This is a genomic window from Nocardia sp. NPDC003693, from assembly GCF_053981095.1.
Genome location: NZ_JBSFNO010000023.1, coordinates 34,539 through 61,501 on the forward strand (window position 1 = coordinate 34,539; position 26,963 = coordinate 61,501).

The 26,963-nt window shown below is 70.0% G+C and carries 26 protein-coding genes; 11 read left to right on the forward strand and 15 right to left on the reverse strand.

Annotated features, from left to right (window positions below; all coding sequences use genetic code 11):
- Positions 1-70 precede the first annotated feature (70 nt).
- The 3 genes from ACWDOP_RS23940 to ACWDOP_RS23950 are packed head-to-tail and all read right to left on the reverse strand — an operon-like array spanning position 71 to position 2,335.
- On the reverse strand, positions 71-415 hold the full coding sequence (locus ACWDOP_RS23940; protein ID WP_456346851.1) for an antitoxin: 345 nt from the start codon (positions 413-415) through the stop codon (positions 71-73).
- 31 nt (positions 416-446) lie between these two features.
- Complete coding sequence (locus ACWDOP_RS23945) at positions 447-1,568, reverse strand: MBL fold metallo-hydrolase (protein ID WP_456346852.1); 1,122 nt, start codon at positions 1,566-1,568, stop codon at positions 447-449.
- A gap of 41 nt (positions 1,569-1,609) precedes the next feature.
- Positions 1,610-2,335, reverse strand: coding sequence for an enoyl-CoA hydratase (locus tag ACWDOP_RS23950; RefSeq protein WP_454205685.1), 726 nt, complete (start codon positions 2,333-2,335; stop codon positions 1,610-1,612).
- Positions 2,336-2,402: 67 nt separating this feature from the next.
- On the opposite strand from ACWDOP_RS23950, the gene ACWDOP_RS23955 reads away from it, so the two are divergent.
- The gene (locus ACWDOP_RS23955; protein ID WP_456346853.1) at positions 2,403-3,587 is read left to right on the forward strand and encodes an NAD(P)-binding domain-containing protein; all 1,185 of its coding nucleotides are present in this window, start codon (positions 2,403-2,405) and stop codon (positions 3,585-3,587) included.
- A gap of 57 nt (positions 3,588-3,644) precedes the next feature.
- Here ACWDOP_RS23955 and ACWDOP_RS23960 read toward each other — a convergent pair whose 3' ends face one another.
- The 7 genes from ACWDOP_RS23960 to ACWDOP_RS23990 all read right to left on the reverse strand — a co-directional run bounded on the left by ACWDOP_RS23960 (position 3,645) and on the right by ACWDOP_RS23990 (position 11,899).
- A complete protein-coding gene (locus ACWDOP_RS23960; protein WP_456346896.1) occupies positions 3,645-4,442 on the reverse strand; it encodes an aldo/keto reductase in 798 nt (265 codons plus the stop codon).
- Between the two features lie 167 nt (positions 4,443-4,609).
- The gene (locus ACWDOP_RS23965) at positions 4,610-4,915 is read right to left on the reverse strand and encodes a hypothetical protein (RefSeq protein WP_456346854.1); all 306 of its coding nucleotides are present in this window, start codon (positions 4,913-4,915) and stop codon (positions 4,610-4,612) included.
- A 139-nt stretch (positions 4,916-5,054) separates the two neighbouring features.
- Complete coding sequence (locus ACWDOP_RS23970; protein ID WP_456346855.1) at positions 5,055-6,617, reverse strand: carboxyl transferase domain-containing protein; 1,563 nt, start codon at positions 6,615-6,617, stop codon at positions 5,055-5,057.
- Positions 6,618-6,663: 46 nt separating this feature from the next.
- Positions 6,664-7,266 (reverse strand): GTP-binding protein, encoded by a 603-nt coding sequence (locus tag ACWDOP_RS23975; RefSeq protein ID WP_454205690.1) that lies wholly within the window; start codon positions 7,264-7,266, stop codon positions 6,664-6,666.
- The gene (locus ACWDOP_RS23980) at positions 7,247-7,621 is read right to left on the reverse strand and encodes a DUF742 domain-containing protein (RefSeq protein WP_067531005.1); all 375 of its coding nucleotides are present in this window, start codon (positions 7,619-7,621) and stop codon (positions 7,247-7,249) included. The genes ACWDOP_RS23975 and ACWDOP_RS23980 overlap by 20 nt, the downstream gene beginning before the upstream one ends.
- A 7-nt stretch (positions 7,622-7,628) precedes the next feature.
- The gene (locus ACWDOP_RS23985; protein ID WP_029930951.1) at positions 7,629-8,042 is read right to left on the reverse strand and encodes a roadblock/LC7 domain-containing protein; all 414 of its coding nucleotides are present in this window, start codon (positions 8,040-8,042) and stop codon (positions 7,629-7,631) included.
- On the reverse strand, positions 8,039-11,899 hold the full coding sequence (locus tag ACWDOP_RS23990; protein WP_456346856.1) for an ATP-binding protein: 3,861 nt from the start codon (positions 11,897-11,899) through the stop codon (positions 8,039-8,041). The genes ACWDOP_RS23985 and ACWDOP_RS23990 overlap by 4 nt, the downstream gene beginning before the upstream one ends.
- 511 nt (positions 11,900-12,410) lie before the next feature.
- On the opposite strand from ACWDOP_RS23990, the gene ACWDOP_RS23995 reads away from it, so the two are divergent.
- The 6 genes from ACWDOP_RS23995 to ACWDOP_RS24020 all read left to right on the forward strand — a co-directional run bounded on the left by ACWDOP_RS23995 (position 12,411) and on the right by ACWDOP_RS24020 (position 18,804).
- Entirely contained in the window at positions 12,411-14,534 is a 2,124-nt protein-coding gene (locus tag ACWDOP_RS23995; RefSeq protein WP_454205692.1) for an AMP-binding protein, read from the forward strand.
- A gap of 132 nt (positions 14,535-14,666) precedes the next feature.
- Positions 14,667-15,053, forward strand: a complete 387-nt coding sequence (locus tag ACWDOP_RS24000; RefSeq protein WP_454205693.1) for a hemophore-related protein — start codon at positions 14,667-14,669, stop codon at positions 15,051-15,053.
- A 25-nt stretch (positions 15,054-15,078) separates the two neighbouring features.
- Entirely contained in the window at positions 15,079-15,786 is a 708-nt protein-coding gene (locus tag ACWDOP_RS24005; protein ID WP_454205694.1) for a response regulator transcription factor, read from the forward strand.
- Positions 15,783-17,174 (forward strand): sensor histidine kinase, encoded by a 1,392-nt coding sequence (locus ACWDOP_RS24010; protein ID WP_454205695.1) that lies wholly within the window; start codon positions 15,783-15,785, stop codon positions 17,172-17,174. Before ACWDOP_RS24005 ends, ACWDOP_RS24010 begins: the two co-directional genes overlap by 4 nt.
- 29 nt (positions 17,175-17,203) lie before the next feature.
- Positions 17,204-18,367, forward strand: a complete 1,164-nt coding sequence (locus ACWDOP_RS24015; RefSeq protein ID WP_456346857.1) for a hypothetical protein — start codon at positions 17,204-17,206, stop codon at positions 18,365-18,367.
- Between the two features lie 155 nt (positions 18,368-18,522).
- A complete protein-coding gene (locus ACWDOP_RS24020) occupies positions 18,523-18,804 on the forward strand; it encodes a hypothetical protein (protein ID WP_454205917.1) in 282 nt (93 codons plus the stop codon).
- A 78-nt stretch (positions 18,805-18,882) separates the two neighbouring features.
- Here ACWDOP_RS24020 and ACWDOP_RS24025 read toward each other — a convergent pair whose 3' ends face one another.
- Positions 18,883-19,245: an FKBP-type peptidyl-prolyl cis-trans isomerase gene (locus tag ACWDOP_RS24025; protein WP_454205697.1), complete on the reverse strand. Its 363-nt coding sequence runs from the start codon at positions 19,243-19,245 to the stop codon at positions 18,883-18,885.
- 121 nt (positions 19,246-19,366) lie between these two features.
- On the opposite strand from ACWDOP_RS24025, the gene ACWDOP_RS24030 reads away from it, so the two are divergent.
- Positions 19,367-20,170, forward strand: coding sequence for a TrmH family RNA methyltransferase (locus ACWDOP_RS24030; protein ID WP_456346858.1), 804 nt, complete (start codon positions 19,367-19,369; stop codon positions 20,168-20,170).
- Positions 20,167-20,457, forward strand: coding sequence for a DUF2537 domain-containing protein (locus tag ACWDOP_RS24035; RefSeq protein WP_456346859.1), 291 nt, complete (start codon positions 20,167-20,169; stop codon positions 20,455-20,457). Before ACWDOP_RS24030 ends, ACWDOP_RS24035 begins: the two co-directional genes overlap by 4 nt.
- On the opposite strand, the gene ACWDOP_RS24040 is transcribed toward ACWDOP_RS24035, so the two are convergent.
- The 3 genes from ACWDOP_RS24040 to serC all read right to left on the reverse strand — a co-directional run bounded on the left by ACWDOP_RS24040 (position 20,454) and on the right by serC (position 23,961).
- On the reverse strand, positions 20,454-21,224 hold the full coding sequence (locus ACWDOP_RS24040) for a DUF6928 family protein (RefSeq protein WP_456346860.1): 771 nt from the start codon (positions 21,222-21,224) through the stop codon (positions 20,454-20,456). The two genes, ACWDOP_RS24035 and ACWDOP_RS24040, sit on opposite strands and share 4 nt — an antisense overlap.
- A gap of 250 nt (positions 21,225-21,474) precedes the next feature.
- The gene (gene sepH / locus ACWDOP_RS24045; RefSeq protein ID WP_456346861.1) at positions 21,475-22,623 is read right to left on the reverse strand and encodes a septation protein SepH; all 1,149 of its coding nucleotides are present in this window, start codon (positions 22,621-22,623) and stop codon (positions 21,475-21,477) included.
- Between the two features lie 213 nt (positions 22,624-22,836).
- A complete protein-coding gene (serC, locus tag ACWDOP_RS24050) occupies positions 22,837-23,961 on the reverse strand; it encodes a phosphoserine transaminase (protein ID WP_456346862.1) in 1,125 nt (374 codons plus the stop codon).
- Positions 23,962-24,094: 133 nt separating this feature from the next.
- Here serC and ACWDOP_RS24055 point away from each other — a divergent pair, with 133 nt between their 5' ends.
- A complete protein-coding gene (locus tag ACWDOP_RS24055; protein ID WP_456346863.1) occupies positions 24,095-24,877 on the forward strand; it encodes a hypothetical protein in 783 nt (260 codons plus the stop codon).
- Positions 24,878-24,976: 99 nt separating this feature from the next.
- On the opposite strand, the gene ACWDOP_RS24060 is transcribed toward ACWDOP_RS24055, so the two are convergent.
- Complete coding sequence (locus ACWDOP_RS24060) at positions 24,977-25,852, reverse strand: polysaccharide deacetylase family protein (protein ID WP_456346864.1); 876 nt, start codon at positions 25,850-25,852, stop codon at positions 24,977-24,979.
- A gap of 269 nt (positions 25,853-26,121) precedes the next feature.
- Between ACWDOP_RS24060 and ACWDOP_RS24065 the strand changes: the two genes are divergently transcribed.
- The gene (locus ACWDOP_RS24065; protein WP_456346865.1) at positions 26,122-26,925 is read left to right on the forward strand and encodes an RDD family protein; all 804 of its coding nucleotides are present in this window, start codon (positions 26,122-26,124) and stop codon (positions 26,923-26,925) included.
- The last annotated feature ends 38 nt before the right edge of the window (positions 26,926-26,963 follow it).

Below are 26,963 nucleotides of genomic sequence, written 5' to 3' on the forward strand. Positions count from 1 at the left end.
GCCGACGGGCCGCCCGGGTCCGGCGGGAGACGCCCGCCGGACCCGGGCGGCCCGTACGACAGTGCGGCGACTAGGCCGGCGGCTGGTTCTTCGGCGCCTCGTCCGGAGCCGCGGGCGCGGGCTCGGGAGCCGGGGCGGGCTCGGCCGCGGCCTCGGCCGGGGCGGGCGTCGCGGCGGGCTCGGGAGCCGCCTCCGGCGCCGGAGCCGGGGCGTCCGCGGGCGCGGCGGCGTCGGCCGGAATGGCGTTCTTGACGGCCTCGGAACCCTTTTCGATCTGGGAGGAGTACTTCCCTCCGGTCTTGCCGTCGATGAAAGTCCCGGCCTTGTCCACCGCGTTCTCGATCTTATCGGCGTTCTGGGCCGCCACTTCCTTGCCCTTGCCGACCAATCCCTTGAGCGTGTCGATCAGACTCACAGCTGCGCACTCCTTCACTCTCGGTCTTCGGTCATTCGCGCACATCCTCCCACCACGAATCCCGTGGTGGGAGGCCAATCGGGTCGATCCGCTGACCCGGCTTGGGCACGGCGACCGCCGTTCCCGCCTCCTGTGCGGCCGCGACCAGCCGTCGAACGGGCTCCGACCAGCCGTGGAAGGCCAGATTGAAGGTCGCCCAGTGAATCGGCACCAGCAGGCCGTATCCCGCGTCCCCGACACACAGGTCGGCGTGCGATCGGACCGCTTCCTCCGGATTCATGTGCACATCCGGCCAATGCCGATCGTAGGCTCCGATCGGCAGCAGCGTCAGATCGAAAGGTCCGAGCCGGGCGCCCGCCTCGGCGAACGCCTTGGTGTAGCCTGTGTCGCCGCCGAAGTAGACGCGGCGGGTGGGACCGGCGATCGACCAGGACGCCCACAGCGTCGTATTGCGCACCAGACCCCGGCCGGAGAAGTGCCTGGCCTCCGAACAGGTGATCACCAGGTCGGTGCCGTCGTCGCGATTGCGATTCAGATCCGAGAGGGCGACCGAAGCGGCCCAGTCCAATTCGACGACCCGATCCTGCGGCACGCCCCACTGGCGCAGGTGCGCGCCGATGCCGATCGGGACGATGAAGACCGCGTCCTGCCCGGCCACCAGCGCGTCGACGGTCTCCCGATCGAGATGGTCGTAGTGATCGTGCGAGATCAGCACCGCGTCCACCGGCGGCAGCGCCTCGATCGGGGTCGGCACCGGGTGCAACCGGGCCGGGCCGATCAGCGGCGACGGCGAGACGCGCTCGCTCCACACCGGATCGGTGAGCACCCGGTACCCGTCCACCTCCACCAGGCAGGTGGCGTGGCCGTACCAGGTCACCGCCAGATCCGCGGCCTGCTCCGGCAGCACGGGCGTCTGCACCGGGATCCGGCCCGGCGGCCGGCCCGAATTGCGTTGGGTGAGAAGTTGATACAGCAGTTCCAGGCCCGAACCCGTGAGCTGACTGCTCGGCTCGGTGTTGTGGAACTGCCCCTTGCGATAGGTCGCCGATCCCGTGGCGGTCGGGGCGATGGCCGACATCGACGCGCCGATGGCGGAGGGAATGCCCCACGCCGCCCGCACCAACCAGGAGATACCGAAAGCACCAGCTGCCATACCCACCAGTTTCCGCGAATTCGCGGTCATGCGCCCCCCGTTCATCGGCCCTGGAACTTCGCGGGGCGCTTCTCCATCCGTGCCACTCGTGCCTCCTGAGCGTCTTCGCTGGTCCAGGCCGCGCGCAGCGCGTCGGCCTGCGCGTTGGTGTCCTCGCCGCGGGTGGCGTCGTCGTTGAAGACGAGCTTCAGATGCCGCAGCGAGAGGGGTGCGAGCTCGGCAATGTGCTTGGCCCACATCTGGGCGTCCGCGAGTGTGCCGATCTTGTTGGCGAATCCGAAGGTGTACGCGTCCTGCGCCGAGATACGTTCCGCGCCCAGCAGCAGCGTGCGCGCCGGGCTCGAGCCGATCAGCGACGATAGTCGGCGCACGGTCCAGCGATCGACCGAGATGCCGAGCTTCGCCGCGGGAATGGCGATGAACGAATCCGCGCTCATCACCCGCAGGTCCGAGGCCAGCGCCAGCTGCACCCCGGCCCCGAACGCGCCGCCGTTGATCGCCGAGATCACCGGGACCGGAGCGGTCTCGATGGCGTGCAGCATGGCGAGCAGACCGGACAGGAAACTGTCCGAGTACACGCCGTCCAGGTCCGCGCCTGCGCTGAAGAGCGGACCCTGACCGGTCAGGACGATGACCCGCGACGTGGCCGCGGCCTCGTCGATCGCGGCGTGCAACGCACCCACCAGCTCGTCGTTGAGGGCGTTCCGCCGTTGCGGACGCTGCAGTTCGATGGTGACGACTTCGCCATCGCGGCTGACTCCGAGCATTTGTCCTTCCCCACTGAGCTGCGTACCCGTGCTTTGCTTCACTCTAAGCGGGCGTACCGTCGGGTCCGTGACAGCAACACCCGATGTCGACATCCTGGTGATAGGCGCCGGGCAGGCCGGATTGTCGGTCGGATACCACCTGCGACGCCTCGGATTGGCGCCCGAACGCGATTTCCTCATCGTCGATCACTCCCCCGCGCCGGGCGGGGCATGGCAATTCCGGTGGCCGTCACTGACATTGAGCACGGTGAATCGGGTGCACGATCTGCCGGGGATGTCCTTCGCGGAGACGGTGGGCGCCGATGCCGACGGGGCGGACGATGTTCGGGCCGCCACCGCCGTGCCGCACTATTTCGCGCTGTACGAGAAGCGATTCGATCTGCGGGTGCGGCGGCCGCGGTCGGTGCGCGTGGTCTGCGATCGCGCGACGGCCGTGACCTGCCCCGATGCCGAGGTCGACGGGCTGCTGCACGCCGAGACCCGGGCGGGCGGCCCGAATGGCACCGCCAATTCAGACCAATCGGTTTCAATTGTTGCCGCCGACAGCACCATTCGCGCGCGGGGGCTCGTCAATGCCACCGGCACCTGGGACAAACCCTTCATTCCCTATTACCGGGGCGCGGACACCTTCGCCGGACGGCAATTGCACGCGCACGACTACCGCGACGCCGCCGAATTCGCCGGCAAGCACGTGATCGTGGTCGGCGGCGGAATCACCGCCGTGCAACTGCTGGACGAGATCTCGGCGGTGACCAACACCACATGGGTGACCCGGCGCGAACCGGTGTTCCGGGACGGCGCGTTCGCGCCCGAGGACGGGCGCGCGGCGGTGGCGCTGGTCGAGGACCGGGTCCGGCGCGGGCTGCCGCCCGGATCTGTGGTCTCGGTGACCGGGCTGCTCGAGACCGACCGGGTGCGCGCGGCGCGCGCCCGCGGGGTCATGAACCGCGAACCCATGTTCGACCACATCGAACCCGGCGGCGTGCGCTGGGCCGACGGCAGGTTCCAGGCCGCCGACGTGATCCTCTGGGCCACCGGATTCCGCAGCGCCCTCGACCATCTGGCGCCGCTGCGGCTGCGCGGGCCGGGCGGCGGCATCACCATGACGGGACGGCTGGCGACCCAGGTCGCCGCCGATCCGCGCATCCATCTGATCGGGTACGGGCCCTCGGCCAGCACCATCGGCGCCAATCGCGCCGGGCGGGCGGCGGCCGCGGAACTCACCGAATACCTTGGGCTGCCCCGGAATTGAGCACACCGGGCTGCCGGCGGGCACCGGGTCGAGCGAACGACGAAACGACGCCGGACGCTACTCCGGCGCGCCCGCGTCGAAGGTGTCCGGATCCGGGCCGAGGCGGGAGCCACGGTCCAGGCCCGTGATCCGCGCGACCTGCGCCCCGGTGAGTTCGAAATCGAACACCTCGAAGTTCTCGGCGATACGAGAAGGCGTGGCGGACTTGGGAATCGCCACGTTGCCCAGCTGCATGTGCCAGCGCAGCACCACCTGCGCGGGGGTGCGGCCGGTCTCCTGCGCGATGGCCAGGATCACCGGATCCTCGAACTCCGCGCCGCGGCCCAGCGGGCTCCACGCCTCGGTGACGATGCTCTGCTCGGCGTGGAACTTGCGCAGCTCGTTCTGGGTCAGATACGGGTGCAGTTCGATCTGGTTCACCACCGGGGTCTCCCCCGTCTCACCGATCACGCGCTCGAGATGCGCGCGCTGGAAGTTCGAGACCCCGATGGAGGTGACCCGGCCCTGCGCCTTCAGCGCCTGCAGGGCACGGAAGGTGTCGACATACAGATTGGACCCGGCAATCGGCCAGTGAATCAGATACAGATCCAGCACATCGAGCCCGAGCCGCTTCATGCTCGCGTCGAACGCGCGCAGGGTCGCGTCGTAGCCCTGATCGGAATTCCACAGCTTGGTGGTGACGAACACTTCGTCCCGCGCCAGCCCCGACTTCGCGATGGCCCGCCCCACCTCGGCCTCGTTGCCGTAGACCGCGGCGGTGTCGATGCTCCGATACCCCACCCCCAGTGCGGCGCTCACGATCTCCACCGTCTCGTCGGCGTCGACCTTGAACACCCCGAATCCGAGCTTGGGCATGATCTGCCCGTCCCCCAGGACGATCGACGGCACTGCGCTGGTCTCGCTCCGGTAAGTCACCATTCCGACGGTAGGAGCCCTTTACCCGCACGTCAACCACGCTCCCCGGCGTGTTAGCCCTGGCAGTGGCTTTGTGAAGTAGCTAACTTTCAGCTTCCGATAGCGAGCTACCCGAACATGCAGGTCGGATCCATACCCCCGGGATGGAGCTGACAGCGGGTGAAGGAACCCGAATCGACGAGCAGTGTCCGGAGATTGTCGACAAGTTGGTACCCCCCGGGACTCAGCGCGCCCGACCCGGCGCCCATGAGCTGCAGTGCGAGCTGAACCCCGGAAGCACTTCCGGTACTGACCGATCCGGTACCCGCGGCAACCGCCTCGGGCGCCGCGTCGGCCGACGCCACGGCGCCGCCGCTCGCGAACGCCGCGGCGGCGATCGTGCTGATCAGGAGTAAACGAGCTGTGGTGTGCATGGGAGAACCCTCCGGACTCGGCTGCGGCGTGACCCCCTGGCGCACGCGGTTACCAGTAACTTCACGGTGAAAAGTACTGGTGGACAACACGTTTTCGGAGACCCCAAAGTCGGTGGCGGAAACAATCCCGGCGGGAGCGTCAGGGGGTGAGCAGGCCCAGGCGGCGGTAGCGGTTGCGGCGCAGGGACTGGAGCTCGGAGACCGGCTTCGTGGTCAGGTCGGCCAGGGCGGCGGCTATCGCGGACACCGTGCGGAGGGCGAAGTCGACGGGTTCGTCGGCGGCGTCGGGGTATTCGGGGATTATCGCGTCGACGATGTCGTTCGCGAGGAGGTCTTTCGCCCGGATGCCTTGGGCGGCAGCCAGTTCGGGGGCGTGCAGGGTGTCGCGGTAGACGATCGCGCTGGCGCCCTCGGGCGGGAGGGGGGCGAGCCAGCCGTTGGCGGCGGCCAGCACGCGGTCTGCGGGGAGTAGAGCCAGGGCGCCGCCGCCGCTGCCCTGACCGAGCAGGACCGAGACCGTGGGGGTGTCGAGGGTGACGAGATCGGCCAGGCAGCGGGCGATTTCGGGTGCGAGGCCGCGTTCCTCGGCCTCGCGCGAGAGCGACGCGCCGATGGTGTCGATGACCAGGACCAGGGGCACGCGCAGTTCGGCCGCCAGGTGCATGGCGCGGCGGGCCTCCCGCAGGGCGGCGGGACCCATGGTCTGGTCGGCGGACTGACCCGCGCGATCGTGACCGAACAGGATGCAGGGCTGACCGCGCAGCGAACCCAGCGCGTGCACCACGGTGCGATCGGCCTCGCCCTGCCCGGTACCCGAGAGCGGGACCCGATCGGTCGCGTGCCGCAACAACTCTCGGACGCCGGGCCGATCGCCCCGGCGCGACACCAGCACCGACTGCCAGGCGGGCATGTCATCGGTGCCGCGCAGCGCGGGCCCGTACAGCTCGCTCCCGGCGCGCAATACCCCGATGCCGGTGTCGAATTCCCTGGCGTCGCCCTGATGTTCGGGCAGCGCGGCGGCCGGCCCGCACAGCACGTTCAGCGCGCGATGCGCGATGCGGCGGAAGACACGCACCGGCACCACGCCGTCGATGACCCCGTTGCGATAGAGGTTCTCCGCCGTCTGCACCCCGTCCGGGAAGTCCCGGCCGTACAGTGCCCGATAGACCCGCGGCCCCAGGAACCCGATCAGCGCCCCGGGTTCCGCGAATGTCATGTGCCCCAGCGATCCCCACGAGGCGAACACGCCACCCATGGTCGGATTGCGGAGATACACCAGATACGGATACCCGGCCGAACGATGCGCCGCGACCGCACCGGCGATCTTCACCATCTGCACGAAAGCGACTGTGCCCTCCTGCATTCGGGTGCCACCCGAGGTCGGCGAGACCACCAGCGGCAACCCGCGCTCGGTCGCGCGCTCCACCGCGGCGGTGATCCGCTCGGCCGCGGCCACGCCGATCGACCCCGCGAGAAAGGCGAATTCACAGGCGATCACGGCGACCCGCCGCCCGCGCAGCGAACCGGAACCGGTGAGCACCGACTCATCGGTGCCCGCCGACCGCTCCGCCCGCGCCAGTTCGGCCCGGTACCCGGGCGCGGCGTCGACGGCAACCGGCGGTCGATCCCAGCTCTCGAAAGAACCGGGATCGAGCATTTCGCCGAGCCACTCGCGCGCCGAGATCTTCACGCGCGCGAGCATAGTTGACCCCGACGTCGCTGCGGTCAACGTCGGTGGTCGCGTGTTATCAGTACCCCTGCACGACCTTGCGCAGGGCGTACTCGGTGACGGCGACGAGCGCCTGCTTCACCGGCTCCCGGCGACGGGCGTCCATCGACAGGATCGGGGTGTCCGCGGGAACGGCGAGCGCCTGGCGGATGTCCTCGACCGGATACCGTGGCGCGTCGTCGAATTCGTTGATGGCCACCAGGAAGGGTAGGTTCCGCGCCTCGAAATAATCGACGGCCGCGAAACTGTCCTCCAGCCGGCGGGTGTCGACCAGCACCACCGCGCCGATGGCGCCCTTGATCAGGTCGTCCCACATGAACCAGAAGCGGTACTGGCCGGGCGTACCGAACAGGTACAGCACCAGATCGTCGGCGAGGCTGATGCGACCGAAATCCATGGCCACCGTGGTGGTGGCCTTGGACGGCACTCCGGTCAAACTGTCAACGCCCACACTGGCATTGGTCACCAAAGCTTCGGTGCGCAGCGGAACGATCTCCGAGACGGCACCTACCAGGGTCGTCTTGCCCACACCGAAGCCACCGGCGACCACGATCTTGGCCGACGTGGGCTTGCTGGTGCGCGTATCGACCTGTGTCGTCGAATCAAATACGCCGGAGTCCACTGAGAACCCTTTCGATCAGCTCGCGACGTTCATCGTCGCTGGAATCGTCTTTCAATGTCGCCGAAACCCGCACATGGCCGGCTTCGATGAGGTCGGCGACCAGCACCCGGGCGACCCCGATGGGAATGCCCAGGCGCGCTGCCACCTCCGCGACAGACGGCGATTCTCTGCACAACTCCACGATGGACGTTTCGATGTTGGTGAGTTCGAACTGCCGCTCGAGGGCGACCGGATGCGATGCGACGAGCGCCTCCAACGCCAATTCCACCTTGGGCCGGGTGCGACCGGCGGTCAGCGAATAAGGGCGAACCAGGCTGGGTTCGGCGCTCCCAACGCGTTCGTTGTCTATGTCCATCCCGCCATCAGGAACCCATCGTGACGCGAGGTGTGGCCTGAACCGTCTGGCCCACTCGCTCGACCAACAACGCCATCTCGTAACCCACCTGACCGATGTCACACGAGGTATTCGTGAGCACCGCGAGGTACGAGCCGTCGCCGACTGCCATGAGCAGCAGGTAGCCGTGTTCCATCTCCACGACGGACTGCAGCACCGTGCCGCCCTCGAACAGATTCGACACACCCACCGACAGGCTCGCGAGGCCCGCGGTTACAGCGGACAGCTGCTCGGCACGGTCCACGGGCAGCTGCGCGCTCGCGGCCATCAGTAGGCCGTCGGCCGACACGAGAACCGCGTGCGCAACGCCGGGAACCTCATTGGCGAAGTTCGAAACCAGCCAATCCAGCTGACGCTTCGTACCACCTAGATCGGGGTTCATCGGTCTCCTTTATCTCCGGTTAGGTTCATTTCTTTCATTGCGCGGCCATCCCGGACACCCTGCTGATGCCGACTCAGACTCGACCTGATGGATTCTGGGTCGCGATGGGCGGCCTTGTCAGCGTTTCCGTTGACACCGCCCGGCACGAGCCGGTTGCCCGGATCACGTTGCGGCAGACCCGCGGCGGTACGCCGCTGCGGTTCGGCCTGCACCGCGCGCTGTGCGGCCTGCCAACCCTCATCACCGGGTGATTCGAAGGAAGAGGCCACTTGGGACCGGTCCGCACTCGGATCCGACAACCACGCCGACATCATCTCAGCGAAGATCGGCGTACCCATGGCCGCCTCGGACTCCCCGGCCGGCTGGAGCCGGGTCTGGAAGAACGAGGCCGCCTTCTGCGGATTGGAACGGAAGCTGTGGCGTCCGCGATCCTTCGGATCACCGGACTCCTCGCCCTGGGACAACCCGGCCGCGGCCGGATCCCGCTGCGGCAGACCGACGCCCGGCAGCGGCGCCGGACGCTGCGGCAGACCCGCACCCGGCTCCCGCTGCGGCAGTCCGTTGCCGCCGCGCTGCGGCAGACCACCGGCCGCCGGATCACGCTGCGGCAGACCGTTACCCGGGCCGCGCTGGGGCAGCCCGCCCGGGGCCTCGCCACGCTGCGGCAGACCGGGGGCGCCGGACTCGCCACGCTGGGGCAGCCCACCGAAGGGGTCGGGCTGCGGCGCGCCGTTGCCGGCCGGGCCGTTCAGGCCCGGGCCACCGCGGCGCGGCAGACCGCCCGCGTTCGGATCCCGCTGCGGCAGACCGGAAGCACCGGTCTCACCGCGCTGCGGCAGACCACCGTCGCGCTGCGGCAAGCCACCGTCACGCTGGGGCAGACCACCGTCGCGCGGCGGCAGCCCGTTGCCGGGCTCACGCCGGGCCGGACCCGAATCACGCTGCGGCAGACCGTTCGGGGCCTCACCGCGCTGCGGCAGACCACCCGGACCGCGCTGCGGCAGGCCGTTCGGCTCACCGTCACGTGGCGCCGGAGCCTCGCGCTGCGGCAGCCCGGACGCGCCGGCCTCGCCGCGCTGCGGCAGACCGCCGTCCCGCTGGGGCAATCCGTCACGTGCGGGCAGACCGCCCTGCGGCGCACCGTTCTGACCGGCCTCGCGCTGCGGCAGACCCGACGGGCCCTGCGGGGCGGCGCCGCGCTGCGGCAGCCCACCCTCGCGCGGGGGCAGGTTGCCACCGGCGCCCGGGCCCTGCGGCCCGCCCAGCGCGGAATCACGCTGCGGCGCACCGTTCTTGCCCGGATCACGCTGCGGCAGCCCACCCGCGGCCGAACGCTGCGGCGGCAGGCCGACGTTCGGCTCCCGCGACGGAGCGCCGTTGGAACCGGGCTGACGCTGCGGCAGACCACCGGCGCCGGGCTCACGCGGCGCGAGACCACCGGCGGACGGATCACGCTGGGGCAGGCCACCCGGGCCGTCACCGCGCGGGGCGAGCCCGCTGGGATCGCGCTGCTGCGGCGGCACCGGGCCGCGCTGCGGCAGGCCACCCGGCTCGCCCGGACCACCGGGCGCACCCGGGCCACCCGGCCGCTGCGGCACCCCGCCCGGGGCGCCCTGACGGCGCATCATGTTCGCGGCCAGACCGCCACCCGGACGGGCCGGACCGTCGCCCGGCTGGCGCGGCGGCAGCGCCGCGCCCGGCGGGGAGTCCGTGCCGGGCGGGATCTGCGCGCCCGGCGCGCGCTGGGGCAGTCCGCCCGGAGCGCCACCGGCCGGAGCCTGTACCGAATGCTTCATGGTCGGGCCGTTGGTACCCGGCTGCCGCTGCGGCAAACCGCCGCCGGGCTGACCGGTATTGGCGATGCCCGCCGGAATCTGTGTACCCGGGTTGCGCTGGGGCAGTCCGCCCGGGGCCTTGGCCGCCGCCGGAGCCGGTCCGGACGGAGCGGACGCCGGGGCCTGGCCGGCCGGAATCGGCCCGCTCCCACCCGGATCCACGGTGACCATGACGTTGCCGGTCGCGGTACGGGTGACCGCACGCATCTGCATGGACGCCGGGGTGCCGCCCTGGTTGGCCGGGGCGCCACCGCCCTGCGGAGCCGGGGCCTGCTGATTCGGCTGCGGCGGAACCGAAATGGCGCCGCCGCCGGTGCCGACGATGAGGGCCTTGGGCACGTGCACGGTCACGGTCACGCCGGGATCGCGCGCGGTGTCGAACGTCGGGCGCAGCCGCACGGTCAGACCGTGCCGCTCGGCCAGCCGGCCGACCACGAACAGACCCATGTGGCGGGCGGTGTCGGGACCGACCTCGGCGGTCGTCTCGAGTCTGCGGTTGATCTCGGCCATCTCCGCGGGCGGCATACCGATGCCGCGGTCGGCGACCTCGATGAGCAGACCGGTGTCGTGCGCCTGCGCGAAGGTGAACTTCACGTCCGTCTCCGGCGGCGAGGCGCGCAGCGCGTTGTCGAGCAACTCGGCGAACAGGTGCGCGAGGTCGGAGGCGGCCGGTTCGGTGAGCGAACCACGCGGTGTCGCACCGAGCTTGACGCGTTCGTAGTCCTCGACCTCGGAGATGGCGGCGCGCAGCACGTCCGCGATCTCGACCGGCGCGGACTTGGTCCGGCGCTGCTTGGTGCCGGCCAGAATCAGCAGGTTGTCACCGTTGCGGCGCATACGCGCGGCGAGATGGTCCAGGCGGAAGAGGTTTTCGAGCAGGCGCGGGTCCTTCTCGTCGTACTCCATCGCCTCGATGAGGGTGAGCTGATGGTCGACGAGGGACTTCGAGCGCCGGGCCAGGGTTTCGAACATGTCGTTGACCTGGGTACGGATCGCGGCCTGGTCGGCGGCCAGGCGCAGCGCCTGACCGTGGATGTCGTCGACGGCGCGGGCCAGCTGGCCGATCTCCTCGTCGGTGTGCACCGGCATCGGTTCCAGCGGCACGTCTTCGGGGTCGGCGCCGTCACGCAGCGCGGTGACCTCCTGCGCGAGGTCGTACTCGGCGACGCGGAGCGCGGCCAGACGCAGACGGCGCAGCGGGACGATCATCGCGCGCGCGATCAGCACGGCCAGCGCGAGCGCGCCGAGGATGGTGGCGATGACGACGATCGAGTAGCGGATGGCGTCACCGCGCGCGGTGGAGGCGAGCGAGTCGACTCGGGCCACGATGTCCCGGGTCGCGTTCGTGCTGATCTCCTGGTACTTGCCGATACTGACGACCAGCGAGTCCTTCAACTCGGTGGCGGGCAGCTGCCCGGCCTGCGCCTGCGGGCTGGTGATCAGCTGCAGCCGGGTGTCGATCTGCCCCTGCAGATCGGAGATGAGCGCGTCACCGTCGGGGAAGCGATGGCCGATCACCCCGAGCATCTGACGTTCGGTGCTGATGGAGATCTGGATGTCGCGCAGGCCGTCCTTGGTGTTGCTGCGCAGCACCTCGGCGAAACCGGCGATCTGACCGACCAGCACCACGCGGGTGTTCAGGGCGTCGACCAAACGTAGTTTGGATTGGTCGACGTTCTTGTCGGCGATGGTCGAGACGATGGTCTCCACGGTCCGGACGCTGTTGGCGCGGATCCGTTCGATCTGATTGGTGCCCTCGACGGTCGTCGCCAGGGGTGCGAGCCCCTGCGCCAGTACCGCCTTCGAGGCGACGATCATGTCTTCGAGCGCGGCCTTCGCGGTGGGCATGGACCCGAGCTCGCCGGTGGCGCGCTCGGCGAACTTGATGGCGGTGTCGAGCGTCGCCAGCTCCGGCTCGGTGGTGAACGAGTTGTTGCCGATCTTCACCATCTGACCGCCGACCACCTGACCGGCGGCCGCGCTCAAACCCGTGATCGCCGGAATGACGGCGACGTGCTCCACTGCTGTCGACTGCCTCGTCGACTCTGAGAACTCTGCCGAGATCCTCGACGCACCCAGGACGACAGCGACCAGAAGCGGGACGGCCAGCACTGCCGTCACCTTCCATCGCAGGTCCCAGTTGCTCAGCGCCCAGCGCTTATTGCTGCCGGACGACCTTGCGGCGTCACGCATCTCCCACTCACTTTCCAAACTGGCCCCAGCCACGCGCCATCAGCGAGCCTCCGCGATCGCACGCGGGACCCGGCAGGCGGAGCGAGGCGAGAACTGCGGCTGGCCGAGAAATTGCGTCCAAGACGGCCGAAATATGTGACATGCGATTCTAACGGATCAATAACTTCTTGTGTGACCTCTTGGCAACCACCGGTCTCTGACCAGCCGTTTGCAGGCAAAATCAAAGGTCGCGGCGCCCGCCCGGACGTCGCGTGAAGTCTGCCACAATCAGGCTGATCTATCGAGGCGGGCATCGCTGCCCTTCACATGCGTGCTGATGCGGAGCTAGGGAGTCACGGGGTTGAACGCGAAGCAGGAGTACCGACCGGCGTATCAATTGAGCCTGGTCGACCCCTCGGAGTTCTGGCGCACCGCGGCCGAATACATCAGCTGGGACGTACCGCCCGCCCAGATTGTCGACTCCACCGCCCGCCCCACGACGCGCTGGTTCCCGGACGCTCGCCTCAACACCTCCTACAACGCACTCGATCGGCATGTGCGCGAGATCACAACCCCGGACGGCACTTTCGGCGGTCAGGAGGGGGGTCGCGCCAATCAGCCCGCCCTAATATACGACTCCGCTATGACCGGCGCCAGGCGTGTTTATACATATGCCGAATTACTCGACGAAGTCGCCCGATTTGCCGGATCCATGCTGCGCCTGGGTGTTCGGACCGGCGATCGCGTCGTCATATATATGCCGATGATTCCCGAGTCGGTGATCGCGATGCTCGCCTGCGCGCGGATCGGCGCTGTCCACTCTGTCGTTTTCGGTGGTTTCGCCGCCCACGAATTGGCCGCGCGGATCGACGACGCCGAGCCTGTGCTGATCATCACAGCCTCCGGCGGGCTGGAGCCGGGCCGCCGCATCGAGTACCCGCCGATCGTGCTGCAGGCCCTGGACCTGGCCCGGACCACCGCGCCCCGGACCGTGCTCGTCAAACAGCGCGAGGGCTTCCCCGCCAACCGGTTCCCGGCCGAACAGGCCGCCACCGACACCCTGCCCGCGTCGTCACAGACGGTGGCCGCGCGCTGGCTGGACTGGGACGCGGCGCTGGTCGACGCCGAACCGGCCGCGCCGGTCTCGCTGGCCGCGACCGATCCGCTCTACATCCTCTACACCTCCGGGACCACCGGGAAGCCCAAGGGCGTGGTGCGCGACAACGGCGGGCACGCGGTGTCCATGGCCTGGTCGATGCGCAACATCTACGACGTCTCCGGCGGGCAGGTCATGCTCACGACCTCCGACATCGGCTGGGTCGTCGGGCACTCCTACATCGTCTACGCGCCGCTGCTCGTGGGTGCGACAACCGTCCTTTACGAGGGCAAGCCCATCGGTACGCCCGACGCGGGCACCTTCTGGCGGCTCGTGCAGGACTACCGGGTGGACGTGATGTTCACCGCACCGACCGCGCTGCGCGCCATCCGCCGGGCCGATCCCGAGGCCGAGCTCGCGCACCGGCACGATCTGTCGACCCTGCGCGCGCTGTTCTGCGCGGGCGAGCGCCTGGACCCGGCCACCTACGAATGGGCCGCGGGCACCCTGCTGCGCGAGAATCCGGACTGCCCGGTGGTCGATCACTGGTGGCAGACCGAGACCGGCTGGCCGGTGTGCGCCAATCCGCTGGGCCTGCAACAACTCCCGATCAAGATCGGCTCTGCTTCGGTGCCGGTGCCCGGCTACCGGCTGCGGGTGCTGGATTCGGACGGCAACGCGGTAGCCCCCCATACAGAGGGCAACATCGTCATCGGCCTGCCGCTGCCGCCCGGCGCCCTGACCACCCTGTGGCGCGACGACGCCCGCTTCGAACGCTCCTACCTCGCCGCCTACCCGGGCCACTACCTGACCGGCGACTCCGGCTATTTCGACGAGGACGGCTACCTCTACGTCCTGGGCCGCAGCGACGACGTGATCAATATGGCCGGGCACCGGCTCTCGGCCGGCGGCATCGAGGCCGCCATCGCCGGACATCCGCTGGTCGCCGAGACCGCGGTGGTCGGGGTGCCGGACGAGCTCAAGGGCCAGCGGCCCATCGGCTACGTGGTGCTCAAGGCCGGGGTCGACATCGACGCCGACCAACTGCGCGCCGAGGTCATCGCGCGGGTCCGCGATCGGGTCGGCGCGATCGCCACCCTCTACGACGTGGTGCCGGTGACCGCGCTGCCCAAGACCCGCTCGGGCAAGATCCTGCGCCGCACCATGCGCCAGATCGCGGCGGGCGGGGAGTACGAGGTGCCGCCCACCATCGAGGACGCCGCGATGCTGCCCACCCTGGAACGGCAGATCCGCGACGCGGTCACCGTCATGGACGATCGGGAGCGGATCCGCGCGGCCGACGCGGCCACCATGCCGTTCCGCCGGATCGAGCCCGAGGCGCCCGCGGCTCCCGCCGCACCTGCCGAGGACCCGGCCGCCACGTCCTGACCCGGGCCGCCACGCCCGGCGCCACCCATAGGGTTTTCTCAGAAAGGGCTCACGGCCCTCTCGAGCGGGTGCCCTAGCGTCGGGCGGGCGCGGATCGCCTGATTCGCGTGCAGAGCCTAGAAAGGTCGATGCATGAGTCTCGTCCGCAGTCGCCGGACCGGAGCGGTCCTGGGCGCCGGCGCCCTCGCCACCCTCGCCCTCGCCCTCGTTCCCGCCACCGCCTCCGCCGGTCCCCTGGATCTGGCGGCCCCCCTGTTGAATTCGACGTGCAGCTTCGCTCAGGTGGATGCCGCGCTGCACGACAAGGCGCCCGCGCTGGCGTCGATGCTCGATCAGAACCCCGCGCAGAAGGCCGAACTCGAGGCCAAGTTCAACCAGCCGATCGAACAGCGACAGGCCGAGTTCGACGCCTACGTGCGCGCGAATCCCGAGGCCGCCGCCCAGGCCGAAGCCAACCCGAACGCCTCCGGCATCGCGGCGACGATCCAACTCGTCGCCGACACCTGCCACAACTACTGAGGCAGCGACTGCGAGAATGGAACCCGTGGGCGAACGCGGCGAAGTACCCAGTGTCCTGGTCGTCGACGACGATGAGGACGTGCTCGTCTCGGTCGAACGCGGGCTCCGGCTCTCCGGCTTCCGGGTGATCATCGCCCGGGACGGGGCGCAGGCGCTGCGCGCGGTCACCGACGATCCGCCCGACGCGGTGGTGCTGGACATGAACATGCCGGTGCTGGACGGCGCCGGCGTGGTGACGGCCCTGCGCGCCATGGGCAACGAGGTGCCGATCTGCGTGCTGTCGGCGCGCAGTTCGGTCGATGATCGTATTGCCGGACTCGAGTCCGGCGCCGACGACTATCTCGTAAAGCCTTTCGTACTCGCGGAATTGGTGGCGCGCATCAAGGCGCTGCTGCGCCGCCGCACCGATACGCCCGTCTCCGCCATTCCGGGAGCCATCACCGTCGGCCCACTCGAAGTGGATGTCGCCGGATATCGCGCGCTGTTGCACGGCACGGAAATCGAGCTCACCAAAAGGGAATTCGAGTTGCTGTCCACATTGGCGCGCAGCGCCGGGGTGGTGCTGAGCCGGGAACGACTGCTCGAATTGGTGTGGGGCTACGACTTCGCCGCCGATACCAATGTGGTGGACGTATTCGTCGGATATCTGCGGCGCAAGCTGGAAGTGGACGGCACACCCCGGCTGCTGCACACCATTCGAGGCGTCGGATTCGTCTTGCGCATCCCGAAATGAGCCCGGCCCGGCGGCGTACCCGGCGCACCTTCTCGCTGCGCGCCCGCGTGGCCGCCGCGGCGGCGCTGGGCGCGACAATCATTGTGGCCGTGTTGAGTTGGGTCACCATGTACGCCATCGAGCGCAACAACATGACCCAGGCCGACCAGCAGCTCGCGCTCACCTCGCGGGTGGTGCTGATCGAACCGGTGGTCGCGGTGACCGTGCTCGGCGTACTCGGACCGACCAACGACCTGGCCCTGACCGTGCGCAACGAGGACGGCTCGCTGGCCAGCACGCCGGTGCGACTGCCGGAGCTGCCGGAGGGCAATCACACCGTGACGGTCGGCGACAACACCTACCGCGTGCTCACCACCACCCTCAACCAGCCGCCGGGACGCGTTGTGTCCCTGGGTATTCCGACCACCGAGACCGAGCGGGTCACCGCGACCCAGCGGCGCTGGGTGCTGTGGGCGGCCGGAGCCGCGGTCGCGGCCGCCGCCGGGCTGGGCTGGCTCTTCGGCGGGCGCGCGGTGCGCCCCATCGAGAACCTCACCCGGCAGCTGAGCAGGCACGGCGAGCCCGGCGGCCCGCTGCCGGTGGACGGGGCGGGCGTGCGTGAATCCGAGCAGCTCGCCGACGCGGTGAACACCATGCTCGAACGCATCGACCGGGCGCAGGCCGAGACGGCCGCGGCGCTCGAGACCGCGCGCGATTTCGCGGCGGTGTCCGCGCACGAGCTGCGGACCCCGCTCACGGCCATGCGCACCGACCTGGAGGTGCTGCGCACCCTGGATCTGGACGAGGCCCAGCGCATCGAGATCCTGACCGACCTGCATCGCGGCCAGAACCGGGTCGAATCCACTCTGGGCGCACTCGAACGCCTCGCGGCCGGGGATCTGACCCACGAACGCGACCACGTCGACACCGACGTCGCCGAACTCTGCGACGCCGCCGCGCACGACGCCATGCGGCACTTCCCGGAGTTGAAGGTGCTCATCGACACCGACGCCGAACTCGTCACCCGGGGCCTGCCCACCGGGCTGCGGCTGGCCGTGGACAACGCGCTGGCCAATTCCGCGCGGCACGGGCACGCCACGCTGGCGCTGCTGTCCGCGCACCGGGATCCCTTCGGGCACATCATCATCACCGTCGACGACAACGGCCGGGGCATTCCGGCGCACGAACGCGCGGCGGTCTTCGAACGCTTCGTGCGCGGCAGCCTGGCGACCAAGGGCGGCTCCGGGCTCGGGCTGGCGCTGGTGGCGCAGCAGGCGCAATTGCACGGCGGCCGCGCGTACTTCGACGACGGGACCTTCGGCGGCGTCCGGCTGGTGCTCGAATTGCCCGCTCCCGGAGCCGGATTGCCGCCGAACTTCACCGAATTCTCAGAAAAGCGCCAGAGCTAGCGCCAATTCGCACCTCTACGGTGTGACGGGTGTTCGGAAAACCCACTCGCCGGTCCCTTCTCGTCGCACTCCCGCTGCTGGCAATCGCGGTCGGCGCGGGCGCGATCGCCTATCTACGCCAGGAGCCCGCGCCCACCGCGGTGGCGCTCGTCAACAGCGATACCGGCCCCATGGGGCAGCGCATCGCGATCGCCCTGCAGGACGGCGGGGCGCGGGAATGGGAGGTGGTGCCCGAGGCGAGCACGGCGGACTACGCGGCCGTCATCACCCTGCCGCCCGATCTGTCCACCGCCGTCACCTCGCTGGCCACCGACAAGCCGCAGCGCGCGCAGGTCACCGTGACCACCCACGAGGACGCGGACCCGGCCCTGGTCACCGACGCGGTGAACGAGGTGACCCGGCGGATCACCGCGACCGGGCTCGACACCGTGTTCGCGGCCATGAACGCCGCGCGCGGTTCGGTCACGCAGGTCGCGCTGACCACGCAGATGCTCGACATGGGCGTGCAGGCCGCCGCCGCGGGCGCCGAACAGTTCAGCTCCGGCGCCGACGACATGCTCGGCTTCCTGGAACAGGCCAAGGCCGGCGCCGGACAGCTGACGTCGGCCATCGCGACGTTGAACGACACCGTGTCGGCGGCCACCACGCAGGCGAATCAGCTTGCGGCGGCGCTGGATTCGACCGGCGTGACGGTCGGTCAGGTGTCCGGGGCCGCCGATCAGCTCAGTGGCGGGATCGACACGGTGGTTCCGCTGCTGCAGGCGCTGCCCTTCGCGGGCGATCCGCGGCTGGCGAACGTCATCGGGCAGCTGCAGGGCCTGCAGACGGTGGCCGGGCAGGCGGGCGCCCAGCTCTCGGGGGTGGGCGAGCTGGTCGGGGCGGAGGTCACGCCCGAGACCTCGCTCGGTCAGCTGCTGCGTGACGCGGCGACCCGGCTGGGCGAGGCGAGCGCGCAGTTGAATCAGGGCGGTTCGCTGGCGGCGAGCATTCCGCAACTCGCGGACGAGGGCAGCGCGCAGTTGCAGGGCGCGCTCCAGGCGCTCACGGCGGGGGTCACCCAGCTCCAGGCTGTCACCACCACCCTGGGCAAACAGGCGAATCAGGCGTTGAGCGCGCTCCCCCAGCGCGGCGTCGCCCAGCAGTCGGCCATCGCGACCGCCCTGACCGACCCGGTCGACATCGTTCGCGACTAGGAATCGCAAACAATCAGCAACATTCGGCGGTTCGTCAAGCTAAGCTCATGTCCGAATTGTTCTAATCGATTCGTTTTCACAACTCGCTCCTGCCCTACCCCGCGCCACGGCTAGACCCCAGCGCCCCCGGTACCGGAGAGGAAACGATCGTGAGCATGATGCTGGCCGCGCACGACATGTACAGCACGGTCCTGGCCCAGATTGGCAACCCCACCGCCGAAACCCCGCCCATGGCGGACAAACTCATGAAGATGTTCCGCTACTTCACCTGGTTCACCCAGATGTCCGGCATCGCGGCCATCACCTACGGTGGCGGCAAGTTCGCCTGGGAGAAGTGGGGCGGCGGCGCCGGTTCCCCGAAGATGGTCGCCAACGCCATGATCGGCGGCGCGACGGCCACCAGCGCCGGCACGATCATGAACACGATCGTCAGCTGAGTACGCCGGAACACCCTCCGAACCACGGCGCCCGCCTCGCGGACAGCGAGGCGGGCGCGATTGTGCGGTGAGCCGATGTCAGCTCAGCACGTCCAGCAGGTCGATGACGAAGACCAGGGTCTTGCCCGACAGCTGGTGGCCCGCGCCGGCCTTGCCGTAGGCCAGCTCCGGCGGAATGGTCAGCTGCCGGCGGCCGCCGACCTTCATGCCCGGAATGCCTTCCTGCCAGCCCTGGATCAGGCCGCGCAGCGGGAAGGTGATGGACTCGCCACGGTTCCAGGACGAATCGAACTCCTCGCCGCTGGCGAACTCGACGCCGACGTAGTGCACGTCGACCGTGGCGCCGGGGGTGGCCTCGGCGCCCTCGCCCACGACCAGGTCCTTGATCACCAGCGTGGTGGGGGCGTCGCCCTCCTGGAATTCGATTTCGGGCTTGCTCATGGGTTGTCCTCTTCGATTAGGGGATCGGGATCGTTGATCACCTTATGCCTTGGCATACGGCCACCCCGTAATCAGGCACCGCGCGCGAGCCCGGCCCGGCACAGCGGCAATATGGACGATCGTGGCCGACGTGATCGATATCGAGGACCCCAGCGACCCGCGCGCCGACGACTTCCGCGATCTCGCCAACGCCGATCGCCGCCCGGACCTGCCGGGCGGCAAGGGACTGGTCGTCGCGGAGGGCACGGTGGTCGTGGAACGCATGCTGACCTCGCGATTCACCCCCGTCGCGCTGCTCGGGGTGGCGCGCAAGCACGAGGTGCTCGCCGAGCGGCTGCGCGCGGTCGACGTGCCGTACTACCGGGCGAGCGCGCAGGTGATGGCGGAGATCGTCGGATTCCATCTGAATCGGGGCGTGCTGGCCGTGGCGCGGCGCCCGCCCGAGCTCACCGCCGCCGAGGTCCTCGACGGCGCGCGCACGGTCGCGGTGCTGGAGGGCGTGAACGATCACGAGAACATCGGCTCGATCTTCCGCAACGCCGCCGGGCTCGGCGCGGACGCGGTGCTGTTCGGAGACCGCTGCTCCGATCCGCTGTACCGGCGTTCGGTGCGCGTCTCCATGGGACACGTGCTGCGGATCCCGTTCGCCACCCTGCCGGCGCTGCCCGGCGGCCTGGATGTGTTGCGCGAGCGCGGTTTTCAGATCATCGCGCTCACCCCGGATCCGGCCGCGGCCAATCTGGCCACCGCCATGACCGGGTCGCGGGTGGCGCTGCTGCTCGGCGCGGAGGGCCCCGGCCTCACCGCGGAAACCATGGGCGCCAGCGATATTCGCGCACGGATCCCCATGACCCCGGGCACCGATTCGCTCAACGTGGCGACCGCGGCCGCCATGGCCTTCTACGAGAGAGTGCGAAACCAGTGAGCTACCCCCCGGACGGACCCTACGGCTACGGCTATTCCGAACCCACCCCGTGGGCGATCGGCGTGCCGGTCAGCGCACTGGTGGCGGCGCTGACCGCGACGGGGGTGTACGCCTTCGGCGCGGCCCTGGCCGAGATCCATCCGCTGCTGGCCGCGCTGGTGAATCTGGTCGCGGTCGGCGGCGTGGCGCCGTCGGCCTGGCGCTGGCGCTTCCAGCCGGTGACGCGCTGGGTCATCGCCGGACTGGCCACCGGCGTGCTGCTGGGCTGGATCGCCCTGCTCGCCTAGGACACGTGGTGCCGGTCGCGCCCGCCGCGCAGCCAGCCCAGCAGTCCGCGTTTGCCGTTGTGCTCGGCGACCGGCTCGGGCCCGGGATCGGCGGCCGGCGCCCGGCCCTTGGGGAAGAGCGAGAAGCCGCACACCTGGATCTGATCGGAGGTCAGCGGCTCAGGAGCGCCCGGCTCGGCGGCGCCGGCACTCGCGAGGGGCCCGCGATACCGGAAACCGAGCCAGAGCCCGTTGGCCGCGTCCGCGAAATCCGGCGGATCGAAGGGCAGCAGTTGCGGATCCGGCAGCACGCCCGGCGCGAGCGCGATGGGGTGCTCCCCCGCCCAGTACGGCCGCTCCCAGACCATCGGCATGCCCTCGTCCTCCAGGATGTTGACCCGGCTGGCGCTGAACGAGCGCCGGAACTCCCCGCGCTCCCAGTACGCGAAGGCGCCCCAGCCCAGGGAGAGGTCGTAGGAGACGAGATAGGTGTGCTCGGAGGCGAGCGGCCGGACCAGTAGTTCGGGCAGGGCGGTGGGCCGGGGCAGCGCGGCCTGCGCCGAGCACACGACGGTGACGCCGGGATAGCAGCCGATGTACGTCGACTCCGGATCCGGGCCGCCCCAGACCTTCATGGTGCCGGCGGCGGCGGGCACGACGTCACGGTCGGGATTGAGCTGTCTGGCCAGGGCCAGCGCGGCTTCGGGATCGGGCCCGGGGTGCGCGCGGAGCACGGCGGCGGGGTCGGGAGCATCGACGTACCAGAGCGAAGAGACTGTGGACGGCACTTACGGCACCTCCCGATTGTTGCGACCCAAGTTGGCAACTCTTGAGCAACACCCGGTGGCCGTTGTCGGCGTCGGCGTGGAGTCAACCCGGCAACCACCGCCACCACGTAAAAATCTACCCGCACCGGCGGCCGAAATGTCGCCGTTGCCCAACGTTGTTACCGGCGCGGCGAACTCGGCCGCCGATCACGTGGAAATGGCCGAGCGGCCGCGGCGGGCAGCGGCCGCCGCGACCGGGTGTCCTGCGAACTCAGTGACCCGAGCTGCGCACGCCCAGCAGCACGTCCTCCCAGGACGGCATGGGCGCCTTGCCGCCGCGCTTGGCACGGTTCTGCTTGGGCGCGGCCGGTTTGGTCGCGGGCTTGTCCGTGCTCGCGGCCGGGGCCGAGGACGCCGCGGCGGCGGCCGGGGCGGGCGCGGGCTCGGCGGGCGGGGCCGCGGGCGCCGGAGCGGGCGCGGCCGGAGCGACGGGCTCGGGGGCCGGCTGTGCGGGCGCCTGGTGCGCGGGCGCCGTATGCGCGGGAGCGGTGTGTACCGGGGCCGAATGCGCCGGGGCGGCGGGCGGATTCGGGGTCGCCGGGGCGGAGGGCGCGATCGGCGCGGGCGCCGGGGCGGCCGCCGTCACCGCGGGCACGGTGCCGTCGCCGACGGCCGCGCGCTGCTCGTAGTAGCCGTCCAGGTCCTGCTGACCGGTGACCCGGGCCGAGGTGGCCTCGTACTCGGCGCGCTCCTCGCGCGGCGCGGGCGCGGGCACGGTCTCGACCACGGCGGACTCGGTCTGGTCCGGGAGGATGGTGGCCAGGCCGCGCAGGGCGCGGCCGAAGTCGGGGTCGATCAGATCGGCGGCGGGATCATCGAGCGGCACCACCGAGCCGCCGTGCGCGTCGGGCTGGTAGCGCCAGTGCGCGGCGATGACCGAACGTCCGGCCTGCCACTGCAATTGGGCGACCCAGTAGCCCTTCTCGTCCTTCCAGGCGTCCCACTCGGCGACCTCGATGTTGTGGCCGCGCTCGGCGAAGGCCGCGGAGACGATCTCGATGAGGGTTTCGATGGCCGGGCCGTCGTTGCGGACCGGGTGGGCCTTCTGCGCCAGTTCGGCGGCGCGGGCGCGTTCGAGCAGCACGGGGTACGCGAAACGTTCCACCCGGCTCGCGGGCATTCCGGATTCTTCGGTGACCTGCTCCACCGAGGCACCGGCACGGATTCGTGCCTGGATATCGCGAGGGCGCATCGTGGCTTCCGTTTCGATCTCGATTTGTCCGAACCGGGCAAGATCTCCGCGGGCAGCGGCGCGCAGTTTGTCGTCGGCGGCGAGGCGGTACTTCTGACCGCTCTCGGTATCGATGCACACGATGTGTGTGGAATCGGGCGTCAATCCGATTACTCGAAGTTCACGCACCGTTACCTCCTTGTCACTGCATCTAGCACAGTGCTGCTTCTATAAACAGCTGACAGGCTCGCGACACCGCCCACGTTCTGGAACAGTAGTGCACTTCTGTGATTCGTGGGGCAAGACACGCGGCGCGAAAATCTGTCGCCAGACTCTCGCGCCGCATATGGTGTCTCTTTCGGCACCCTCCGCTCGGGGCGGGCGGACACCGAATTACGGGTATCAGCCGATGTTTTCGACGACCCAATCGATGCTGCGGGTCAGCTGCGACACGTCCTCGGGGTCGATGGCCGGGAACATGCCGACGCGCAGCTGGTTACGACCCAGCTTACGGTACGGCTCGGTGTCGACGATTCCGTTGGCGCGCAGCACCTTCGCAACCTGTGCGGCATCGACCGACTCGGCGAAGTCGATGGTGCCGACAACCTGCGACCGGTGATCGGGGTTGGCGACGAACGGGGTCGCGTATTCGCTGGTCTCGGCCCACGAGTACAGGCGCGAGGACGAATCGGCGGTGCGCTTCACAGCCCAGTCCAGACCGCCGTTGCCGTTCATCCACTCGATCTGGTTGGCGAACAGCAACAGCGTGGCGAGCGCCGGGGTGTTGTAGGTCTGATCCTTGGTGCTGTTGTCGATCGCGATGGGCAGCGACAGGAATTCGGGGGTGAAGCGACCCGAGTTCTTGATCTCCTCCACGCGCGCCAGCGCGGCCGGGCTCATGAGCGCGATCCACAGGCCACCGTCGGCGGCGAAGCACTTCTGCGGCGCGAAGTAGTACACGTCGGAATCGGCGATGTTCACCGGCAGACCGCCCGCGCCGGAGGTGGCGTCGATGGCGATCAGGGCGTTCTCCGACCCGGCGGGACGCGAGACCGGGATGGCGACACCGGTCGAGGTCTCGTTGTGGGCCCAGCCGATGAGGTCGACCGAGGGATCGGAGGTCGGCTCGGGCGCGCTGCCCGGCTCGGCCTTGACCACGATCGGGTCGCCGATGAAGGGGTTGGCCTTGGCGACCGAGGCGAACTTCGAGGAGAACTCGCCGTTGGTCAGGTGCAGCGACTTCTCGCGGATGAGGCCGAAGGCGGCCGCGTCCCAGAACGCGGTGGTGCCGCCGTTGCCGAGCACGACCTCGTAACCGTCGGGCAGGGCGAACAATTCGCGCAGGCCCGAACGCACCCGGGCCACCACGTCCTTGACCGGCTTCTGCCGGTGCGAGGTGCCGAACACCGAGGCGCCGGTATCCACCAGGGACTGCAGCTGTTCGGGACGCACCTTGGAGGGTCCGCAGCCGAACCGTCCGTCGGCGGGCTTGAGATCGTCGGGGATGGTCGGGAACGCAGAGGTCATGGCGACAAGACTAAAGCCTGCCGGTACCGGGTGAATCGAGTGGGTGGGCCCGGCAACGCGATCGGCGGCCGGTCCCGGGCAACCGGCGAGTATCGCTGTGGCACGGGCCACACAGCCGTTACGGTGCACAGCCATGGACATGGCCGAACACGTGCGCCCGGACGTCACCCCCGACGAGTCCGGAGCGTTCGCGAATTCGGCTGGGCCACATGGTTATAGCCCGGAGACATCGCTGGGCCGCGGTCCGGGGGCGGCGCCGGGCGGGCAGCGCGGGCCCGGATTCCTGGCGCGCCTGTCGACCCAGTTCGGCTCCCGGGGCCTCGCCCGGCGCGGTCCGGACCTGGACGAGGCCGGGCGCCGCGAACTGCTGCTGCACGGCAGCGAGGGCGTGGCGACCGTGCTGAGCGTGCGGGCGCCCGGTCCGGACACCGCCGGCGGGCACGAACTCCGGGTCCGGGTGCGCCTGGAGGGCCGCCATCCCTACGAGACCCGGATCCGCCAGCGCATCACCGCCGCCGACCTGGTGTGGACCCAGCCCGGCGACACGGTGGCCTGCCGCGTCGACCCCGGCGACCCGGACCGGCTGGTGATCTACGTGCCCGCGCCCGGGGAGTCCGCGCGCGCGAACATCGCGACGATTCTCGGGCACGGCCGGCGGGCGCGGGCCACCGTGCTGGCCGCGAGCCCGGTGGCGGCCGACTACTCCGGGCGCGAGGATCCGGTGCTGCGCCTGGATCTGGAGTTGCGGGCCTGGGACGAACCGGGTCCGTGGCGGGTACGGCTCGTCACGCCCGTGCCGCTGGCCGCGCTGGAGCTGGTGGATCTGGGCGCGCGGCTGGAGGTCGCCTTCTTCACGGTGGACCGGGGCGACTCGGTGGCGGTGGACTGGGCCGCGTCGCGCGCGGGACGCCGCTGACGGTTCCCGGCCGGGGCACGCCGGACGAGCGCAACCCGCGGGCGACTATCCGATTCGGCGCGGGGAATGAACACTGATCCAGGACGGGCAATCCTTCGGCTACGGCAGATGGACGAACTCGAAACCCTTGTCGCGCAGCGCGGGCAGGGCCCCGAACAAACCCGCCGCGGTGCCCGAGCGCGGGCGGTGCATGTGGGCGAGCGCGATGCCGCCGGGCTTGGCGGCGAGCAGCCCGGCCTGCACCTGGGCGGCGGTGGCGGTGGCGCCGTAGTCGGCGTTGATCGTGTAGCCGATCGGGGTTTCGCCGAGGTCCTGCACGATCGAGACGCCCAGATCGTCGTAGTGCGCGGTGCCGGGACGGAAGAAGCGCGGTGCGCGGCCGGCGACCGCGGTGAGGCGCTCGTGATTGAGCCAGACCTCGTCGACCGCCTCCTGCACGGACGCGGTTCCCCTGATCTCGTAGGCCGCGCGGCCGTTCACCGAGAGCGGCTTGTGCGCGACACCGTGATTGGCGAGCTCGAACAGCGGGTTGCCTGCCAGTTGCTCGGCACGCGCCGGATTGGCGTCGATCCAGCGCTTGTTGAGGAACAGGGTGGCCGGAATGCGCTGGGCTATGAGCAGACTCAGCAGGTTCTCGTCGATGTCGTTGTTGCCCGGGCCCCCGCAGGCGTCCAGGGTCAGGGCGAATTGTTTGCCCTGCGCCGCGAACGAGGTGCGGATCCCGGACAGGTCGGGGCCCCACCGGCTCGGTTTGTGCCCGGCGTATTTGGCCACCACCGCGGCGGTGCCGCCGTCGGCGAGGGTGACCGGCAGATTCGCGGGCACCAGGCGCGGGTCGGCGGGGTTCGGCGCGGATTCCAGGATGTGGTCGGACGAATTACCGTTCGCCACACCGCAGCCGGCGGTCACGAGGCCGGCGGCCAGGACCGCGCCCGCGGTCAGGAAACCGCGACGCGGCAATCGGTGGTCCAGCACCGATGCAGGCTATGCGAATCCAAACCCGGTGGCCAGCGCCGGAATCAGCGTTTTTCCAGATGTAGCCGACCGGCAACCGATTCGCCACCGGCCGGGACGAACGACCTTTCGGGGCAGCTTTTCTCACATCCCACCAGCCCCGGCGCGCAGACACGGCCGTCGTATACCAGACTGTAACCGGTTGGGTCGCCACGAGGCCGAGCCAATCAGCGGCAACTGCCGCACGGTACGGCCACACGGCTGATTTCATTCTCCGCACAAGGATTTACATGACCTACCCGAACAACCCCTATCCGCAGCAGCCGCAGCAGCCCGGGGGTTTCTCCTACCCGCCGCAGCAGGGTGCGCCCGGCTACGACGCGCAGCCCGGCTACGGTGGCTACCCGCAGCAGCCCCAACCGGGTTACGGCGCACCGCAACCCGGGTACGGCGCGCCCCAGCCGGGGTACGGGGCGCCGCAGCAACCCGCGTACGGCGCGCCCCAGCCGGGATACGGCGCTCCCCAGCAGCCCGCGTACGGCGCTCCGCAGGGCGGCTACGGCGCTCCGCACCAGCCCGCGTACGGGGCGCCGCAGCCGGGGTACTCCCCCTACGGCGCGCCGCAGGGTGTGCTGGCGGACTGGGGTTCTCGCGTCGGCGCGTTCCTGATCGACGGGCTCATCTTCGGCCTGCCCGGCGCGCTGCTGAACATCATCGCGCGCACCGCGTTCACCGAGCCGCTCAGCTGCGATTTCGACAGCACCAGCTATGAGCCCTGCACCGGCGGCGGACTGTCCTCCTTCGGCCTGATCCTGCTGGTGCTGGCCTTCGCCGCCAGCATCGCGGGCCTGCTCTTCCAGGGCTACCTGGAGGGCACCACCGGTCAGACCCCGGGCAAGAAGGCCCTCAAGATTCGCGTGATCCGCGAAGCCGACGGCCAGCTGCTGGGCACGGGCGCGGCGATCGGCCGGCGCTTCGCCCACATCCTCGACGCCCTGCCCTGCTACCTCGGCTTCCTGTGGCCGCTGTGGGACGACAAGAAGCAGACCTTCGCGGACAAGATCGTCAAGAGCATCGTGGTGAAGACCCAGTAGTTCCGGGTCACCCCGAAAACAGTCGTGGCTCGCAGCGG